We start from the raw sequence: 18,218 nt of genomic DNA, 5'->3' as shown, positions 1-18,218 counted from the left end.
ATCACAGGAGGCACACGCATGGCCGGCGAACCGCAGGACGACTGCCTGTTCTGCAAGATCGTCGCGGGTGAGATCCCGGCGACGATCGTCCGCGAGACCGACACGACCGTAGCCTTCCGGGACATAAACCCGCAGGCCCCGACCCATGTGCTGGTGATCCCGAAGGCGCACTACGAGAACGCCGCGGCCCTCGCCGCCGGCGCGCCGCAGGCGGCGGCCGACGTCCTCGCCGAGACCAGGGCCGTGGCGGAGGCGGAGGGGCTGGACAGCTACCGCCTCGTCTTCAACACGGGCGCCGACGCCGGCCAGACCGTCTGGCACGCCCACGCCCATGTCCTCGGCGGCCGCGGCCTCCAGTGGCCGCCCGGGTGATCCGGCGTGTCCGTCCGTGAACTGGTGGTCCTCGGCACCGCCAGCCAGGTCCCGACCCGGCACCGCAACCACAACGGCTATCTGCTCCGGTGGGACGGCGAGGGCATCCTGTTCGACCCCGGCGAGGGCACGCAGCGGCAGATGCTGCGCGCCGGGGTCGCGGCGCACGACCTGAACCGGATCTGCGTCACCCACTTCCACGGCGACCACTGCCTGGGTCTCGCGGGCGTCATCCAGCGGATCAACCTGGACCGGGTGCCGCACGAGGTCACCGCGCACTATCCGGGCTCCGGGCAGCGCTTCTTCGACCGGCTGCGCTACGCGACCGCCTACCGGGAGACGGTCGGTGTCACCGAGGCACCGGTCGCCGCCGCCGGCACCCTCGCGGCGACCGGGTCGTACACGCTGGAGGCCCGCGAGCTCTCGCACCCCGTCGACTCCTACGGCTACCGCCTCGTCGAGCCCGACGGCCGCCGCATGCTGCCCGACCGGCTCGCCGCGCACGGACTGCGGGGCCCGGACGTGGGCCGCCTCCAGCGCGAGGGCCGGCTCGGGGACGTGACGCTGGACGACGTCAGCGAGGTGCGGCGCGGGCAGCGGTTCGCGTTCGTCATGGACACCCGGCTCTGCGACGGCGTGTACGCGCTGGCGGAGGGCTGCGACCTGCTCGTCATCGAGTCCACGTTCCTCGACGAGGACGTGGACCTGGCCGTCGAGCACGGACACCTGACGGCCGGACAGGCCGCCGCCGTGGCCCGGGACGCCGGCGTACGGCACCTCGTCCTCACCCACTTCAGCCAGCGCTACACCGACCCCGGCGCGTTCGAGCGGCAGGCGCGGGCGGCGGGCTACACCGGCGAGCTGACCGTGGCCTACGACCTGCTGCGGGTACCGGTTCCGAAACGACGGTAAAACGCCCGTACGATACTTTGATGCCCCTCCCCAAAGCAGAACTGCACCTCCATATCGAAGGCACCCTGGAACCGGAGCTGGCGTTCGAGCTGGCCGCCCGCAATGGCGTGCGCCTGCCGTACGCGGACACCGAAGCCCTCCGCGAGGCGTACCGGTTCGAGGATCTCCAGTCCTTCCTGGACCTGTACTACGAACTGATGGCCGTCCTGCGCACCGAGCGGGACTTCGCCGACCTGGCGGACGCCTACCTCGCCCGGGCCGCCGCGCAGGGCGTGCGGCACGCGGAGATCTTCTTCGACCCGCAGGCCCATCTGGCCCGGGGCGTGTCCATGGGCACCGTCGTGGACGGGCTGTGGCGGGCGCTCGGCGACAGCGAGGCCCGCCACGGCGTCTCCACCAGGCTGATCCTGTGCTTCCTGCGGGACGAGTCCGCGGAGTCGGCCCTGGCCACGCTGGAGGCGGCGCGGCCGTACCTGGACCGGATCACCGGGGTCGGCCTGGACTCCGCCGAGGTCGGGCACCCGCCGGTGAAGTTCCGCGAGGTGTACGCGGCCGCCGCCGCGCTGGGCCTGCGCCGGGTCGCGCACGCCGGCGAGGAGGGGCCGCCGGAGTACATCACCGAGGCGCTGGACGTGCTCGGCGTGGAGCGCGTCGACCACGGTCTGCGCTGCATGGAGGACCCGGCACTGGTCGAACGGCTGGTCCGGGAGCGGATCGCGCTGACCCTGTGCCCGCTGTCCAACGTCCGGCTGCGCGCCGTCGACACCCTCGCCGCCCACCCTCTTCCCGCGATGCTCGACGCGGGCCTGCTGTGCACGGTCAACTCCGACGACCCGGCCTACTTCGGCGGGTACGCGGGCGACAACTTCGCGGCCGTGCACCAGGCTCTCGGACTGTCCCCGGACCGTCTGCGCGAGCTGGCCCGCAACTCCTTCCTCGCCGCCTTCCTGGAGGACGACGAGGAGCGCCGGGCGCGTTACCTCGCCGAGGTCGAGGCGTACGAGTTCGGGGACGCCGTGGCGTAAGCCGGCGGACCGAGGAGTGTGATCCCGGCCACGGCAGGTTTGGCCGTGGCGCGGGATCGGGTACGACCTTCTCAGCAGCGTTCTCATATGTGGACGCAATTCATAAGGGGAGATGGTCAGGGTGGGTGGCGGTCCGGCTCCGCAGGACGTGGCGCGGCGGCTCGCGGAGGGGATGGCACACGGCGTGCTGTCCTTCCCGCTCACCGCCTTCCACGACGACGGCACCCTCGACCCCGACGGCTGCCGGGCGCATGTCGCCGGCCGGCTCGCCGCCGGCCCCGGCGCCCTCTTCCCGGCCTGCGGCACCGGCGAGTTCTTCTCGCTGGACGAGGACGAGTACCGGACGGTCGTCACCCTCGCCGTCGAGGAGGCGGCCGGCCGGGTGCCGGTGGTGGCCGGCACCGGATACGGCTGGGCGCAGGCCGCCCGGTTCGCGCGGATCGCCGAGGAGGCCGGCGCCGACGCCCTGCTGGTCCTGCCGCACTATCTGACCGAGGCGCCGCAGGACGGCCTCGCCGCCCACCTGGAGCGGCTCGCCGCCCGCACCCGGCTGCCGCTCATCGCCTACCAGCGCGGCCAGACCGCCTACGGCACCGAGGCGCTGCGGCGCATCGCCCGCGTCCCGAACGTCATCGGCCTCAAGGACGGCCACAGCGACCTGGACCGGCTCCAGCGCCTCACCCTGGCCGCCCCCGACGGCTTCCTCTTCTTCAACGGCGCCGCCACCGCCGAGATCCAGGCCCGCGCCTACGCCGCCGTCGGCGTGCCCGCCTACTCCTCCGCCGTGCACGCCTTCGCGCCGGAGATCGCCGGCGCCTTCTTCACCGCGCTGCGCGCGGCGGACCACGCCACCGTCGACCGGCTGCTGCGCGCCTTCTACGTCCCGTTCGTGGAACTGCGCGACCGCGCGCCCGGCTACGCCGTGTCCCTGGTGAAGGCGGCGGCCCGGCTGCGCGGCCAGCCGGTCGGGCCGGTGCGCGCCCCGCTCGCCGACCCCTCGCCCGCCGACCTCGCCGGCCTCAAGGCCCTCCTCGGCACCGGACTCGACCTCGTAGGAGCCTCCCTGTGACCCGTGACCTGACCATCGCCGAGGTGCGGCTGACGCCGATCCTGGTCGCCGACCCGCCGCTGCTCAACACCCAGGGCGTGCACCAGCCCTACACCCCGCGGCTGATCGTGGAGATCGTCACCGCCGACGGGATCACCGGGCTCGGCGAGACCTACGGCGACACCAAGTACCTGGAGCTGGCCCGGCCGCTGGCCGAACGGCTCACCGGACGCTCGGTCATGGACCTGAACGGACTCTTCGGGATCGACCTGGCCGTGGACGCCTCCCGGCTGGAGGGCGCGGCCGACGCCGGCGGACTGCGCGGCGTGCTGAGCGCCGACAAGCTCCGGCTGTCCGTGCTGTCCGCCTTCGAGGTGGCCTGCCTGGACGCCCAGGGCAAGGCGCTCGGGCTGCCCGTGCACGCGCTGCTCGGCGGCAAGGTGCGCGACGCCGTCGAGTACAGCGCCTACCTCTTCTACAAGTGGGACGGGCACCCGGCGGGCGCCCCGGCCGAGCCGGACGAGTGGGGCGCCGCGCTCGACCCGGCCGGCGTGGTGGCGCAGGCCCGCCGGCTCCGCGAGCGGCACGGGTTCACGTCCTTCAAGCTCAAGGGCGGGGTCTTCCCGCCCGGCGAGGAGATCGCCGCCGTCCGCGCCCTCGCCGACGCCTTCCCCGGGCACCCGCTGCGGCTGGACCCCAACGGCGCCTGGTCGGTGCAGACCTCGCTGAAGGTCGCGGAGGAACTCGGGGACGTGCTGGAGTACCTGGAGGACCCGACGCTGGGCACGCCCGCCATGGCCGAGGTGGCCGCCGGCGCCGGCCTCCCGCTCGCCACCAACATGTGCGTGACCACCTTCGGCGAGATCAAGGAGGCGTTCACCAAGAACGCCGTCCAGGTGGTCCTCTCCGACCACCACTACTGGGGCGGGCTGCGCAACACCCGCTACCTCGCCGAGATCTGCGCCGCCTTCGGGGTCGGGGTGTCCATGCACTCCAACACCCACCTCGGCATCAGCCTCGCCGCGATGACCCAGGTGGCGGCCACCGTCCCCGGCCTGACCCACGCCTGCGACTCCCACTACCCCTGGCAGTCCGAGGACGTCCTCACCGAGCGGCTCGTCTTCACGGACGGCCGGATCGCGGTGTCCGACGCGCCCGGCCTCGGCGTCGAACCGGACCGGGACGAACTGGCCCGGCTGCACCGGCGGTGGGCCGAGGACGACGGCTCGCTGCGCGACCGCGACGACGCGGCGGCGATGCGCCTCGCCGACCCCTCCTGGCGGACCCCGGCGATGCCCCGCTGGTGACCGGGGTGACGGCGGCCGGCGCGCGGCCTGGTGCACACTGGCCGGAACCGCACCACGCCAGGGAGCGCACCGTGACGCCGTCGCACACCCTCACCGGAGAGGAACCGGAACACCTCACACAGGCAGCGCGCAGCCAGGTCCAGGTCGACCCGCTCGCCGCGCTGCGCGCCCCGGGCGACCCGCCCTGGGACGTGTACCTCACCGGGACGGTCTTCCTCGACATCATCTTCACCGGCCTGGCCTCGGCGCCCGTGCGCGGCACCGAGTCCTGGGCCCGGGGCATGGGCTCCAGCCCGGGCGGCGTCGCCAACATGGCCGCCGCCCTGGCCCGGCTCGGCCTGCGCACCGCGCTGGCCGCCGCGTTCGGCGACGACCACTACGGCGAGTACTGCTGGGACGCCCTGGCACAGGGCGAGGGCATCGACCTGTCGGCCTCCCGGACCGTGCCCGGCTGGCACTCCCCGGTGACCGTCTCCATGGCCTACGAGGGCGAGCGGACCATGGTCTCGCACGGCCACGAGCCGCCGCCGGACGCCGTTTTCGGCCAGGGCGGAGCCCCCGCCCGGCCGCCCCGCGCCCGGGCCGCCGTCGCCTCGCTCACCCCGGGCCGCGGCGCGCCCTGGATCGCCGAGGCCGCCCGCGCGGGCACCCGGATCTTCGCCGACGTCGGCTGGGACGAGACGGGCGCCTGGGACCTGTCCGCGCTGCCCGACCTGGAGTACTGCGAGGCGTTCCTGCCCAACGCCGAGGAGGCGAAACGGTACACCGGCACCGACTGCCCGCGGGCCGCCGCGCATGCCCTGACCGCGTACGTCCCGGTGGCCGTGGTGACCCTCGGGGACGAGGGCGCCTACGCCGTGGACCGGCGCACCGGCGAGGCCGCCGAGGTCCCCGCGATCGCCGTGGAGGCGCTGGACCCGACCGGGGCCGGGGACGTGTTCGTCGCCGGGTTCGTGACCGGCTCCCTGGCGGGCTGGCCGCTGGCCGACCGGCTGGCCTTCGCCGGGCTCACGGCCGCGCTGTCGGTGCAGGAGTTCGGCGGCTCGCTGTCCGCGCCGGGCTGGTCGGAGATCGGGGCGTGGTGGCGCAAGGTGCAGTCCCTGCCCGGCCAGGACCCGATGGCGCTGCGCCGCTACGCGTTCCTGGACCGGCTCGTCCCGAGGGAGCTGGACCGGCCCTGGCCGCTGCGCCGGGCGGTGCCGACCCTCGGGTTCCGGCGGACCGGCTGAGCATGGGCGGGGCGGACGGGGGAAAAGTCCTACTGGCTTGTCGTCGCCCCGTCGTACTCTGGACAGTGCGAGGCCGCCCTCAGCTACGCGGCCGTGACGAGGAGGAAGCGCAGGCCTTCAGCGCCGGCCCATGACACAGACACCCACAGCTCGCACGCCCGCCCAGGAGCAGGCGAAAGCGCAGTTCACCGTCCCCGCCCAGCACCCCATGGTGACCGTGCTGGGTTCCGGCGACTCCCTCCTGCGCGTGATCGAGAGGGCCTTCCCGGCGGCCGACATCCACGTCCGGGGCAATGAGATCAGCGCGGTGGGCGACCCGGTCGACGTCGCCCTGATCGCGCGCGTGTTCGACGAGATGATGCTGGTGCTCCGCACCGGGCAGCCGATGACGGAGGACGCAGTGGAACGCTCGATCGCCATGCTCAAGGCGAGCGAGAACGGGACGAGCGACGGCGCCGAGACCCCGGCGCAGGTGCTCACGCAGAACATCCTGTCCTCGCGGGGCCGCACGATCCGCCCCAAGACCCTCAACCAGAAGCGGTACGTCGACGCGATCGACCAGCACACGATCGTCTTCGGCATCGGTCCCGCCGGCACCGGCAAGACCTACCTGGCCATGGCCAAGGCCGTCCAGGCCCTGCAGTCCAAGCAGGTCAACCGGATCATCCTGACCCGGCCGGCGGTGGAGGCGGGCGAGCGGCTCGGCTTCCTGCCCGGCACGCTCTACGAGAAGATCGACCCGTATCTGCGCCCGCTGTACGACGCGCTGCACGACATGCTCGACCCGGACTCCATCCCGCGGCTGATGGCCGCCGGGACGATCGAGGTCGCGCCGCTCGCCTACATGCGCGGCCGCACCCTGAACGACGCCTTCATCATCCTGGACGAGGCCCAGAACACGAGCCCCGAGCAGATGAAGATGTTCCTCACCCGCCTCGGCTTCGAGTCGAAGATCGTGATCACGGGTGACGTCACCCAGGTCGACCTGCCCAACGGCCAGAAGTCCGGCCTCCGGCAGGTCCAGGACATCCTCGAAGGCGTCGAGGACGTCCACTTCTCCCGCCTGACGTCCCACGATGTCGTACGGCACAAGCTGGTGGGCCGTATCGTCGACGCGTACGAGAAGTACGACAGCGACCACGGCACGGAGAACGGCGCCCACAAGGACGGCCGTGGCAGGACCGGAGCCAAGGGCACCAAGGGGAAGTAGACCAGCACGACCATGTCGATCGACGTCAACAACGAGTCCGGCACCGCGGTGGACGAGCAGGCGATCTGGGACATCGCCCGCTACGCGCTCACGCGGATGCGCATCCACCCGCTCTCCGAACTGTCGGTGATCGTCGTGGACGCCGACGCCATGGAAGAGCTGCACATCCAGTGGATGGACCTGCCGGGCCCCACGGATGTCATGTCGTTCCCGATGGACGAGCTGCGGCCGCCGTCCAAGGACGACGACGAGCCGCCGCAGGGGCTGCTCGGCGACATCGTGCTGTGCCCGGAGGTCGCCGCCCGGCAGGGCGCCGAGGCGCCCACCGGGCACTCCATGGACGAGGAGCTCCAGCTCCTCACCGTCCACGGCGTGCTGCACCTGCTGGGGTACGACCACGAGGAGCCCGACGAGAAGGCGGAGATGTTCGGGCTCCAGGCCGCCATCGTGGACGGCTGGCGGGCCGAGCGCGGCCTGACCGGCCCGTCCCCGGCGCCGACCGTCTCGTAAGCGGCCCGGATGTCCGCTCAGCTCGTGGTCGGCGCGATCGCGCTGGTCGTCGTGGCCTGGCTCGCCGCCTGCGCGGAGGCGGGCCTCGCCCGTGTCTCCAGCTTCCGCGCCGAGGAGGCCGTGAAGGCCGGCCGGCGGGGCAGCGCCAAGCTGGCCCAGATCGCCGCCGACCCCACCCGCTACCTGAACATGGCCCTGCTGGTCCGCGTGGCCTGCGAGATGGCCGCCGCCGCCCTGGTGACCTACGCCTGCCTGCGGGAGTTCGCCGCCACCTGGCAGGCCCTGCTGGTCGCCATCGGCGTGATGGTGCTCGTGTCGTATGTCGCCGTCGGCGTCTCCCCGCGCACCATCGGCCGCCAGCACCCGCTCAACACGGCCACCGCGGCGGCGTACGTACTGCTGCCGCTGGCCCGGATCATGGGGCCCGTGCCCTCCCTGCTGATCCTCATCGGCAACGCGCTCACCCCCGGCAAGGGCTTCCGGCGCGGCCCCTTCGCCTCCGAGGCGGAGCTGCGCGCGCTGGTCGACCTCGCCGAGAAGGAATCGCTGATCGAGGACGACGAGCGCCGCATGGTGCACTCGGTGTTCGAACTGGGCGACACCCTGGTGCGCGAGGTGATGGTGCCGCGCACCGACCTGGTCACCATCGAGCGCTTCAAGACCATCCGGCAGGCGCTCACCCTGGCCCTGCGGTCGGGTTTCTCGCGCATACCGGTCACCGGCGAGAGCGAGGACGACATCGTCGGGATCGTCTACCTGAAGGACCTGGTCCGCAGGACGCACATCAGCCGGGAGGCCGAGGGCGACCTGGTGTCCACGGTGATGCGCCCGGCCGTGTTCGTGCCCGACACCAAGAACGCCGGCGACCTGCTGCGCGAGATGCAGAAGGAACGCAACCACGTCGCCGTCGTCATCGACGAGTACGGCGGCACCGCCGGCATCGTCACCATCGAGGACATCCTGGAGGAGATCGTCGGCGAGATCACCGACGAGTACGACCGGGAGCTGCCGCCGGTGGAGGAGCTGGGCGAGGACCGGTTCCGGGTCACCGCCCGGCTGGACATCACCGACCTCGGCGAGCTGTACGGGCTGGAGGAGTACGACGACGAGGACGTGGAGACCGTCGGCGGACTGCTCGCCAAGGCGCTCGGCCGGGTGCCCATCGCCGGTGCCCGCGCCGAGGTGGACCTGCCCGACGGGCGCGTCCTGCGGCTGACGGCGGAGGCCGCGGCCGGCCGCCGCAACAAGATCGTCACGGTCCTGGTGGAGCCGGTCCCCGGCTCCGCCGCCGAAGAGGAGGGACCCGGGTGACGCCCGAGGAGCTGCGCGCCTTCTGCCTGTCGTGCAACGCGGCGGTGGAGGATTTCCCGTTCAACCCCGAGACCTCGGTCTTCAAGGTGCTGGGCAAGATGTTCGCGCTGACGAACCTGGGCGCGCGGCCCCTGACCGTCAACCTCAAGTGCGACCCGGAGGACGCGGTCCGGCTGCGCGCCGGGCACCCCGGGCTGATCGTCCCCGGCTGGCACATGAACAAGCGCCACTGGAACACCGTGACGGCCGGCGGAGAGCTGCCGGACCGGCTGCTGCGCGAGCTGATCGAGGACTCCTACGACCTGGTCGTCGCCGGTCTGCCGCGGGCCGAGCGGCTCCGGCTCGACCGGCCCTGACGGCGTCCCGCGGCGGCGCGGGGCACCGGGGCTTCGCGGGCGCCGGACGGGTTCGTATGCTCGGGGCATGACCGACAGCAGCGCGCTCGACCCCGAGGACCGCAAGATCGTCACCCTGGCCCGCTCCGCCCGGGCCCGCAACGGCGTGCCGGAGGGCGCGGCCGTACGGGACGACACCGGGCGCACGTACGTCGCCGGGTCGGTGGACCTCGCGTCGCTGAAGCTGAGCGCGCTGCGCACGGCCGTCGCGATGGCCGTGGCCTCGGGAGCGCGGTCCCTGGAGGCGGCGGCCGTGGTGAGCGAGGCGGACACGGCCGCGGCGGACGACCTGGCCGCCGTCGCCGACCTCGGCGGCTCCGGGACGCCGGTCCTGCTCGCCGCGCCCGACGGCACCGTGCGGCGCACCGTCTCCGCCGGCTGACACCGGCACCGGGCGCGGGCTCAGAGGGCGTCGGGCCCGCGCTCTCCGGTGCGCACCCGGACCACCGTCTCCACCGGCACGGCCCACACCTTGCCGTCCCCGATCTTGCCCGTCTGCGCGGCCCGGACCACGGCGTCGATCACGTCCTCCGCCACGGCGTCCTCCACCACGACCTCGATGCGCACCTTCGGCACCAGGTCGACCCGGTACTCCGCCCCCCGGTACACCTCGGTGTGGCCGCGCTGCCGGCCGTAGCCGCTCGCCTCGGACACGGTCAGGCCGTGCACGCCCAGCTCCTGCAGGGCGGTCTTGACCTCGTCCAGACGGTACGGCTTGACGATCGCGGTGATGAGCTTCATGCCGAGGTGTCGACCTTCCGGGTGGGAGCCTGCGGGGCGGAGGCGAGGACGGACGGGCCGACCGGGGCGCCGTGGCCCAGGACGCCGTGATCGTATGCCGTCTCCGCGTGCACCGTAAGGTCCAGACCGGTGTACTCCTGCTCCTCGCTCGCCCGGAAGCCCAGCGCCTTGTCCAGCAGCCGGCCCAGGCCGTACGTCACCGAGAAGGCGTACACCGCCACGGCCGCCACGGCGAGCAGCTGCCTGCCGAGCGGGGCGAGCCCGCCGCCGTAGAACAGGCCCTCCGTGCCGCCGGTCATCGCCTTCTCGGCGAACAGGCCGATCAGCAGGGTGCCGATGATCCCGCCGACCAGGTGCACGCCGACGACGTCCAGCGAGTCGTCGTAGCCCAGCTTGAACTTCCAGCCCACCGCGTAACTGCACACGACACCGGCGGCCAGGCCCACGACGAGGGCGCCCAGCAGTGAGACCGTGCCGCAGGACGGGGTGACGGCGACCAGACCGGCCACCGCGCCCGAGGCGGCGCCCAGCGTGGTCGGGTGGCCGTCGCGCCGCTGCTCCACGAAGAGCCAGCCGAGCAGGCCGGTGCAGCCGGCGGTCAGCGTGTTGAGGAACGCGGCGGCGGCGAGGCCGTTCGCGCCGAGCGCGGAGCCGGCGTTGAAGCCGAACCAGCCGAACCACAGCAGCCCGGCGCCGAGGACGACCATCGGCAGGTTGTGCGGCCGCATGGAATCGCGCCGGAACCCCAGCCGGGGCCCGAGGACCAGGCACAGGGCGAGCCCGGAGGCACCGGAGGTGATCTCGACGGGCAGACCGCCGGCGAAGTCCAACGCGCCCAGCCGGTCCGCGATCCAGCCGCCCGGCCCCCACACCCAGTGGGTGACGGGAACGTATACGAGCAGGGTCCACACCGGGACGAAGACCAGCCACACCGGGAACCTCGTCCGGTCCGCGACCGCGCCGCTGATCAGCGCGGCCGTGATGATCGCGAAGGTGAGCTGGAAGGTCGCGAAGAGCAGGGTGGGGACCGTGCCGTGGACGCTGTCCGGGCCGAGGCCGCGCATCCCGGCGTGCGCCGGGCTGCCGAGCAGCCCGCCGCCGAGGTCGTCGCCGAAGGCGAGGGAGTAGCCGGCCGCCAGCCAGACCACCGTCACCAGGGCGATCGACACGAAGCTCATCATCAGCATGTTGAGGACGCTCTTCGTGCGGACCATGCCGCCGTAGAACAGGGCCAGGCCCGGGGTCATCAGCAGGACGAGGGCGGTCGCGGCGAGCAGCCAGGCGGTGTCGCCGGGGTTCACCGGTGCGGCGGCGAGGGTCACGGGCGTCTCCAACGCTGTGGGGGCTGCGTCAGAGGGTCACCGGTGTGCGTTTCCGGTCGCGTACGGGTGTGTTTCCGTGACGTTTCGTCGCGCGCTGGTTCCCGCGAGCCCGTCGCCGGGGCCGTCCGGCGGCGGCGGTACGGCGGCGGTACGGCCGCGGTGGTACGGCGCGGCTCCGTGGATCAGGGAGAATGGGCGGCATGAGCGTTCGTACCCAGACTTCCGAGCAGCCGGCCGAGACCGTCCACCGCGCCGGCTTCGCCTGCTTCGTGGGCCGCCCCAACGCGGGCAAGTCCACCCTCACGAACGCTCTGGTCGGGCAGAAGGTGGCGATCACCTCCAACCGCCCGCAGACCACCCGGCACACCGTCCGGGGCATCGTGCACCGGCCGGACGCGCAGCTGATCCTGGTCGACACCCCGGGTCTGCACAAGCCGCGCACGCTGCTCGGCGAGCGGCTCAACGACGTGGTCCGCACCACCTGGGCCGAGGTCGACGTGATCGGGTTCTGCCTGCCCGCCGACCAGAAGCTGGGCCCGGGCGACCGGTTCATCGCCAAGGAACTGGCCGGCATCAAGAAGACGCCGAAGGTCGCGATCGTCACCAAGACCGACCTGGTGGACGGCAAGGCGCTGGCCGAGCAGCTGATCGCCGTCGACCAGCTCGGCAAGGAGCTGGGCTTCGAGTGGGCGGAGATCGTGCCTGTCTCGGCGGTCGGCGACCGGCAGGTCGACCTCCTCGCCGACCTGCTGATCCCCCTCCTGCCCGAGGGCCCCGCCCTCTATCCCGAGGGCGACCTGACCGACGAGCCCGAGCAGGTCATGGTGGCCGAGCTGATCCGCGAGGCCGCGCTGGAGGGCGTCCGGGACGAACTGCCGCACTCCATCGCGGTGGTCGTGGAGGAGATGCTGCCCCGCGAGGACCGCCCCGCCGACCGGCCGCTGCTGGACATCCACGCCAACGTCTACATCGAGCGCCCCAGCCAGAAGGGCATCATCATCGGCCCCAAGGGCAAGCGCCTGAAGGAGGTCGGCATCAAGTCCCGCAAGCAGATCGAGGCCCTGCTGGGCACGCCCGTCTTCCTCGACCTGCACGTGAAGGTGGCCAAGGACTGGCAGCGCGACCCCAAGCAGCTCCGCAAGCTGGGGTTCTGACGCCCTACGCCCGCTGGGCCCGCAGCACGTCCCGGAACCAGTGGTACGAGGACTTCGGCGTGCGGCGCAGCGTCGCGTAGTCGACGTGCACCAGGCCGAAGCGGCGGGTGTAGCCCTCGGCCCATTCGAAGTTGTCCAGCAGGGACCACACGAAGTAGCCGCGGACGTCCACGCCCGCCGTCAGGGCGGTGTGCAGGGCGCGGAGGTGGGCGTCCAGGTAGGCGATCCGCTCCTGGTCGTCGACGCCCTCGTACGCGCAGCCGTTCTCGGTGATGACGACGGGCGGCAGCCGGTCGCCGTAGCGGTCGCGGAAGCCGGTGAGCAGGTCGGTCAGCCCCTCGGGGACCACCGGCCAGCCGGAGTCGGTCACCGGGCGGTCCTCGAACCCGCGCAGGGAGAAGGGGAGCCCCTCCGGAAGCGCCAGGCCGCCGTACTCGCCGCCGGCCGGGCCGGGAGCGCCCACCCGGGACGGCGCGTAGTAGTTGACGCCGTACCAGTCGACGGGCTCGGCGATGGTCCGCAGGTCCCCGGCCGCGCCCGGGGGCATCAGTTCGGCCAGGCCGTCCGGGTAGGCGCCGAGCAGGACCGGCTCGGCGAACAGCCGGTTGAGCAGGGTGTCGTACAGGTCCGCCGCCGCCACGTCGGCCGGGTCCCCGGACGCGGCCCGGACCGGCCCGTGGGAGTTGGCGATGCCGATGTCCGCGGCGCCGGCCGCGCGCAGCGCCCGGACCGCGAGGCCGTGCGCGAGAAGCTGGTGGTGGGCGGCCGGCAGCGCGTCGAAGAGCAGCCGGCGGCCGGGCGCGTGCACGCCGACCGCGTGGCCCAGCAACGTGTGTTCGGCGGGTTCGTTCAGGGTGATCCAGGTGCCCACCCGGTCGCCGAGCCGTTCGGCGACGACCGTCACGTGGTCGGCGAACCGGGCCGCCGTGTCCCGGTCCAGCCAGTCCAGTGAGGCCGGCAGGTCCCAGTGGAAGAGCGTGGGCACGGGCCGTACGCCCGCCGCGCACAACGCGTCCACCAGGCGGTCGTAGAAGTCCAGCCCGCCGGGCGAGTTCACCCGGGGCCAGGAGACGGAGAAGCGGTACGCGTCCACGCCGAGGCCGGCGAGGAGGGCCACGTCCTCGGCGTAGCGGTGGTAGTGGTCGCAGGCCACCGCCGCCGTCGAGCCGTCCCTCACCCGTCCCGGCCGCGCCGTGAACACGTCCCAGACGGACGGCTCCCGCTCCCCGGCCGCCCCCTCGATCTGGTGCGCCGAGGTCGACACACCCCACAGGAAGCCGGCCGGGAACCGGGGCAGCGCGGTGCCCGCGTCAGTCGCCATGGCCGGATCATCCGCACCCCGGGCAAGGGAAGTCAACGCCCTTGCCCAGAGCGGTCGTTACGCACCTTCCTTCAGCACTCTCGACACCAGCTCCCGCTCGTCGTCGGTGAGCCGGGGATCGGCCGCGTACACCGTGCGGCCGTCCACCGTGATCTCGTAGCCGAAGCCGTCCGGGACGCCCGCCGGCGGGGTGCCCCGGCCGGTGGCGAGGACGCGTTCGGCGAGTGCCTGCCACTGCGGGGCGTCGGGCCGGTCCGAGGTGTCCACCTCGGCCCGGCGCTCGATGCCCGCGAAACCGCCCGTGCGCCGTACTCGAATTCGCATGGGTCCGTGTCTAGTACGGATTCACAGCGTCCGCACCCCCACCTCTTCCCACGCCTTCTGCACGGCCTGGAGTTCGCCCCCGGCGCCGTACCGCTCGCGCGCCGCCTTCACCGTCAGCGTGGCGAAGTCGGTGAACGAGGCGTCCTCCTTGAGGGCGCCGCCGGTGAGCACGTCGTACCAGATCTGCCCGGCCTTCTCCCAGGAGTGGCCGCCGAGGGCCGTGGCGGCCAGGTAGAACGCGTGGTTCGGGATGCCGGAGTTGATGTGCACGCCGCCGTTGTCGCGGCCGGTGTGGACGTAGTCCTCCATCTTCGCCGGCTGCGGGTCCTTGCCGAGGACGTCGTCGTCGTACGCCGTGCCCGGGGCCTTCATCGAGCGCAGGGCCACGCCGGTGACGCGCGGGGCCAGCAGGCCGGCGCCGATCAGCCAGTCGGCCTCGGCGGCGGTCTGGCCGAGGGTGTACTGCTTGATCAGCGAGCCGAAGACGTCGGACACCGACTCGTTCAGCGCGCCGGACTGGCCGTAGTACTCCAGGTTCGCGGTGTGCTGGGTGACGCCGTGGGTCAGCTCGTGGCCGATGACGTCGACCGGGATGGTGAAGTCGAGGAAGATCTCGTTGTCCCCGTCGCCGAAGACCATCTGCTCGCCGTTCCAGAAGGCGTTGTCATAGTTCTCGCCGAAGTGCACGGTGGCGTCCAGCGGCAGCCCGTGGTCGTCGATGGAGTGCCGGCCGTACACCTTCAGATACAGCTCGAAGGTGGCGCCGAGGCCCGCGTAGGCGCGGTTGACGGTGGCGTCGGAGCCGGGCTCGGAGCCCTCCTCGCGGACCTTGGTGCCGGGCAGGTCCTCGGTGTGCCCGGCGTCGTAGATCGTGCGGTGCGGCTTGTCGGCGGGGGCGCCGGCGGGCGCCGCGGCGGGGGCCGCGCCGATCACCGTGGTCAGCCGGCGCTTGGTGCGCTGGTAGGAGTCGTGCTCCAGGGAGCGGCGGGCCGGGTGGGAGAGCGCGGGGTCGTCGTTGCGGGCGAGTCTGTCGAGGACGTGGGGCGGCACGATCGTGCAGAAGACGGGCTGGAAGCCCCCGTTGGCGGTCATATAGGAACCATTGCACTGCGTGATGTGAGTGTCACTACCTGCCACCATGATTGGTGAAATACCCGGACAGGGGTCGCAACGCTGGGTCACGATGTGCTAGGGAGATGTGGGCTCGCGCACTTTTTGTCCCGATGTGTCACACGGTCCCGCATACTGGGACAGGCCCGCGCACCCGGAACGGCTCGGCTAGGCTGCGGAGCATCATGCGTTTCTGGCTGCTTCTTCTTAGCTGCCGCGGCGAGGGCCTGTAGTCGAGGCCGACTCCCTCCCCGCGGAGCTTGGCGTTGCGTCGTCGGCCGCCCACTCGGAGACATCCAGAGGAGCCCACGCCATCATGGCCAACCGCCAGCAGCCCAGCCCCATGCCGATCCACAAGTACGGCCGCTACGAGCAGGTCGACATCCCGGACCGCACCTGGCCGGACCGGCGGATCACCGCCGCGCCCCGCTGGCTCTCCACCGATCTGCGCGACGGCAACCAGTCGCTGATCGACCCGATGTCGCCCGAGCGCAAGCGCCGGATGTTCGACCAGCTCGTGAAGATGGGCTACAAGGAGATCGAGGTCGGCTTCCCCGCCTCCGGCCAGACCGACTTCGACTTCGTGCGCTCGATCATCGAGGAAGAGGGCGCGATCCCGGACGACGTCACGATCTCCGTGCTGACCCAGGCCCGCGAGGACCTGATCGAGCGCACGGTGGAGTCGCTGAAGGGCGCCCGGCGCGCCACCGTCCACCTGTACAACGCCACCGCGCCGGTCTTCCGCCGGGTCGTCTTCCGCGGCTCCCGCGACGACATCCGGCAGATCGCCGTCGACGGCACCCGCCTGGTGGTGGAGTACGCCGAGAAACTGCTGGGCCCCGAGACCGAGTTCGGCTACCAGTACAGCCCGGAGATCTTCACCGACACCGAGCTGGACTTCGCCCTGGAGGTCTGCGAGGCGGTCATGGACGTCTGGCAGCCCGGTCCGGGCCGCGAGATCATCCTCAACCTGCCCGCCACCGTGGAGCGTTCCACGCCGTCCACGCACGCGGACCGCTTCGAGTGGATGCACCGCAACCTCTCCCGCCGCGAACACGTCTGCCTGTCCGTCCACCCGCACAACGACCGCGGTACGGCCGTGGCGGCGGCCGAGCTGGCGCTGATGGCCGGCGCCGACCGCGTCGAGGGCTGCCTGTTCGGCCAGGGCGAGCGCACCGGCAACGTCGACCTGGTCACCCTGGGCATGAACCTGTTCTCGCAGGGCGTCGACCCGCAGATCGACTTCTCCGACATCGACGAGATCCGTCGCACGTGGGAGTACTGCAACCAGATGGAGGTCCACCCGCGCCACCCGTACGTGGGCGACCTGGTCTACACGTCCTTCTCCGGCTCCCACCAGGACGCCATCAAGAAGGGCTTCGACGCCATGGAGGCCGACGCCGAGGCCAGGGGCGTCACGGTCGACGACATCGAGTGGGCGGTGCCGTACCTGCCGATCGACCCCAAGGACGTCGGCCGCTCCTACGAGGCCGTCATCCGCGTCAACTCCCAGTCCGGCAAGGGCGGTGTGTCGTACGTCCTGAAGAACGACCACAAGCTGGACCTGCCGCGCCGGATGCAGATCGAGTTCTCCCGGATCATCCAGGCGAAGACCGACGCCGAGGGCGGCGAGATCACGCCGAAGGAGATCTGGGCGGTCTTCCAGGACGAGTACCTGCCGAACCCGGCCAACCCCTGGGGCCGCGTCCAGGTCAAGACCGGCCAGTCCACCACGGACACCGACGGCGTCGACACCCTGACCGTGGAGGCCACCGTCGACGGCGAGGACACCGTCCTGACCGGTTCCGGCAACGGTCCGATCTCGGCCTTCTTCGACGCCCTCCAGGGCCTGGGCATCGACGTACGCCTGCTGGACTACCAGGAGCACACGATGAGCGAGGGCGCCTCCGCGCAGGCCGCCTCCTACATCGAATGCGCGATCGACGGCAAGGTCCTGTGGGGGATCGGCATCGACGCGAACACGACGCGTGCGTCGCTGAAGGCGGTCGTCTCCGCCGTCAACCGCGCCGCCCGCTGACCCCGCCCGACCAGCGCTTTCGCCGCCCTGACCGCCGCATACGGCGGTCAGGGCGGCGTCGTATACCGGCCATCGCGCCCCTCAGGTCACGGAAAGGTCTCCTCCGGGGTGCTGACTCCGGCTCGGTGATGTGGCTAACATCACGCCAGCGCGGCGATGCTGCCGCGCGGTTACGGAGGTGCGACGTGCTGCCAGTACGGGGACGAGACGACCGTGCCACCAGGGCTGCGCGCTTCCTGGGCACCCGCACCGCGTGGACACCCGTCGGCGACGGCGAGTTCTTCTGCCCCGGCTGCGGCGGCGACCGCAACTACCAGCGGCTCACCGGCCGCCGCCGGCTCACCCTGCTCGGCGTGCCCCTGCTGCCGCGCGGCGCCACCGGACCGGTCGTGGAGTGCGCCGCCTGCGGCCAGCACTTCGCCACCGACGTCCTGGACCACCCCACCACCCGCCGCTTCTCCGCGATGCTCCGCGACGCCGTGCACACCGTCGCCCTCGCCGTGCTCGCCGCGGGCGGCACCGGCTCCCGTACGGTGCTGGAGACGGCCGCCGGCACGGTCCGCGCGGCCGGCTTCGCCGACTGCACCGAGGAGCAGCTCGCCGCGCTGGTCGAGGCCCTCGCCGCCGACACCGGCCGGTACTTCGAGCAGCCCTGCGGTGCCGGGCTGACCATAGAGCTGCACGAGGCCCTGGACCCGCTCGCCCCGCACCTGGCCCGGGCCGGCCGCGAGTCCCTGCTGCTCCAGGGCGCCCGCATCGCCCTCGCCGACGGCCCCTACACGCCCGCCGAACGCGATGCCCTCGCCACCGTAGGCGCGGCCCTCACCCTCTGCGCCGACGACGTCACGCGGCTGCTGGCCGCGGCCCGGACGCCGTCCTGATCACCCGG

The 18,218-nt window shown here is 72.4% G+C and carries 19 protein-coding genes; 14 read left to right on the top strand and 5 right to left on the bottom strand.

Annotation, left to right across the window (positions count from 1 at the left end):
* The first annotated feature begins 18 nt into the window (after positions 1-18).
* The 11 genes from ACZ4SV_RS22745 to ACZ4SV_RS22695 all read left to right on the top strand — a co-directional run bounded on the left by ACZ4SV_RS22745 (position 19) and on the right by ACZ4SV_RS22695 (position 9,701).
* Positions 19-372: a histidine triad nucleotide-binding protein gene (locus ACZ4SV_RS22745; RefSeq protein WP_365877301.1), complete on the top strand. Its 354-nt coding sequence runs from the start codon at positions 19-21 to the stop codon at positions 370-372.
* Positions 373-378: 6 nt separating this feature from the next.
* Positions 379-1,284, top strand: a complete 906-nt coding sequence (locus ACZ4SV_RS22740) for a ribonuclease Z (RefSeq protein WP_468006163.1) — start codon at positions 379-381, stop codon at positions 1,282-1,284.
* A 20-nt stretch (positions 1,285-1,304) separates the two neighbouring features.
* Complete coding sequence (locus ACZ4SV_RS22735; protein WP_468006162.1) at positions 1,305-2,309, top strand: adenosine deaminase; 1,005 nt, start codon at positions 1,305-1,307, stop codon at positions 2,307-2,309.
* 172 nt (positions 2,310-2,481) lie between these two features.
* A complete protein-coding gene (locus tag ACZ4SV_RS22730) occupies positions 2,482-3,378 on the top strand; it encodes a 5-dehydro-4-deoxyglucarate dehydratase (RefSeq protein ID WP_468006161.1) in 897 nt (298 codons plus the stop codon).
* A complete protein-coding gene (locus ACZ4SV_RS22725) occupies positions 3,375-4,664 on the top strand; it encodes a glucarate dehydratase family protein (RefSeq protein ID WP_468006160.1) in 1,290 nt (429 codons plus the stop codon). The genes ACZ4SV_RS22730 and ACZ4SV_RS22725 overlap by 4 nt, the downstream gene beginning before the upstream one ends.
* 71 nt (positions 4,665-4,735) lie before the next feature.
* Entirely contained in the window at positions 4,736-5,893 is a 1,158-nt protein-coding gene (locus ACZ4SV_RS22720; RefSeq protein ID WP_468006159.1) for a carbohydrate kinase family protein, read from the top strand.
* Between the two features lie 130 nt (positions 5,894-6,023).
* A complete protein-coding gene (locus ACZ4SV_RS22715) occupies positions 6,024-7,103 on the top strand; it encodes a PhoH family protein (RefSeq protein ID WP_365877291.1) in 1,080 nt (359 codons plus the stop codon).
* 12 nt (positions 7,104-7,115) lie between these two features.
* Positions 7,116-7,613: an rRNA maturation RNase YbeY gene (ybeY, locus tag ACZ4SV_RS22710; RefSeq protein ID WP_468006158.1), complete on the top strand. Its 498-nt coding sequence runs from the start codon at positions 7,116-7,118 to the stop codon at positions 7,611-7,613.
* A 9-nt stretch (positions 7,614-7,622) separates the two neighbouring features.
* Complete coding sequence (locus ACZ4SV_RS22705; protein ID WP_365877286.1) at positions 7,623-8,924, top strand: hemolysin family protein; 1,302 nt, start codon at positions 7,623-7,625, stop codon at positions 8,922-8,924.
* Complete coding sequence (locus ACZ4SV_RS22700) at positions 8,921-9,280, top strand: MmcQ/YjbR family DNA-binding protein (protein WP_468006157.1); 360 nt, start codon at positions 8,921-8,923, stop codon at positions 9,278-9,280. The genes ACZ4SV_RS22705 and ACZ4SV_RS22700 overlap by 4 nt, the downstream gene beginning before the upstream one ends.
* Before the next feature lie 67 nt (positions 9,281-9,347).
* The gene (locus ACZ4SV_RS22695; protein ID WP_397942886.1) at positions 9,348-9,701 is read left to right on the top strand and encodes a cytidine deaminase; all 354 of its coding nucleotides are present in this window, start codon (positions 9,348-9,350) and stop codon (positions 9,699-9,701) included.
* Positions 9,702-9,721: 20 nt separating this feature from the next.
* On the opposite strand, the gene ACZ4SV_RS22690 is transcribed toward ACZ4SV_RS22695, so the two are convergent.
* Both ACZ4SV_RS22690 and ACZ4SV_RS22685 read right to left on the bottom strand, forming a co-directional pair.
* Entirely contained in the window at positions 9,722-10,060 is a 339-nt protein-coding gene (locus ACZ4SV_RS22690) for a P-II family nitrogen regulator (RefSeq protein ID WP_365877280.1), read from the bottom strand.
* Positions 10,057-11,382 carry an ammonium transporter gene (locus ACZ4SV_RS22685; protein WP_468006156.1) on the bottom strand — a complete coding sequence of 442 codons (1,326 nt, stop codon included), beginning with the start codon at positions 11,380-11,382 and terminating at the stop codon, positions 10,057-10,059. The genes ACZ4SV_RS22690 and ACZ4SV_RS22685 overlap by 4 nt, the downstream gene beginning before the upstream one ends.
* A 200-nt stretch (positions 11,383-11,582) precedes the next feature.
* On the opposite strand from ACZ4SV_RS22685, the gene era reads away from it, so the two are divergent.
* A complete protein-coding gene (gene era, locus ACZ4SV_RS22680; RefSeq protein ID WP_365877276.1) occupies positions 11,583-12,536 on the top strand; it encodes a GTPase Era in 954 nt (317 codons plus the stop codon).
* Positions 12,537-12,540: 4 nt separating this feature from the next.
* Here era and ACZ4SV_RS22675 read toward each other — a convergent pair whose 3' ends face one another.
* From ACZ4SV_RS22675 to ACZ4SV_RS22665, 3 genes are read right to left on the bottom strand one after another with little or no spacing between them, the layout of a single operon-like run.
* Positions 12,541-13,857 carry a GH1 family beta-glucosidase gene (locus tag ACZ4SV_RS22675; RefSeq protein ID WP_468006155.1) on the bottom strand — a complete coding sequence of 439 codons (1,317 nt, stop codon included), beginning with the start codon at positions 13,855-13,857 and terminating at the stop codon, positions 12,541-12,543.
* A 57-nt stretch (positions 13,858-13,914) separates the two neighbouring features.
* The gene (locus tag ACZ4SV_RS22670; protein ID WP_468006154.1) at positions 13,915-14,181 is read right to left on the bottom strand and encodes a protealysin inhibitor emfourin; all 267 of its coding nucleotides are present in this window, start codon (positions 14,179-14,181) and stop codon (positions 13,915-13,917) included.
* 21 nt (positions 14,182-14,202) lie between these two features.
* On the bottom strand, positions 14,203-15,273 hold the full coding sequence (locus ACZ4SV_RS22665) for a M4 family metallopeptidase (RefSeq protein ID WP_468006153.1): 1,071 nt from the start codon (positions 15,271-15,273) through the stop codon (positions 14,203-14,205).
* A gap of 334 nt (positions 15,274-15,607) precedes the next feature.
* Between ACZ4SV_RS22665 and leuA the strand changes: the two genes are divergently transcribed.
* Together leuA and ACZ4SV_RS22655 are read left to right on the top strand one after the other, a co-directional pair.
* Positions 15,608-17,329 carry a 2-isopropylmalate synthase gene (leuA, locus tag ACZ4SV_RS22660; RefSeq protein WP_397942893.1) on the top strand — a complete coding sequence of 574 codons (1,722 nt, stop codon included), beginning with the start codon at positions 15,608-15,610 and terminating at the stop codon, positions 17,327-17,329.
* A 185-nt stretch (positions 17,330-17,514) separates the two neighbouring features.
* Positions 17,515-18,210: a TerB family tellurite resistance protein gene (locus tag ACZ4SV_RS22655; protein ID WP_365879971.1), complete on the top strand. Its 696-nt coding sequence runs from the start codon at positions 17,515-17,517 to the stop codon at positions 18,208-18,210.
* Positions 18,211-18,218: the final 8 nt, after the last annotated feature.

The sequence above is a fragment of the Streptomyces sp. NPDC027672 genome (genome assembly GCF_055566335.1).
The sequence above is the reverse complement of the archived record's forward strand: the minus strand, read 5'-3'. Positions and strand labels throughout refer to the sequence as shown.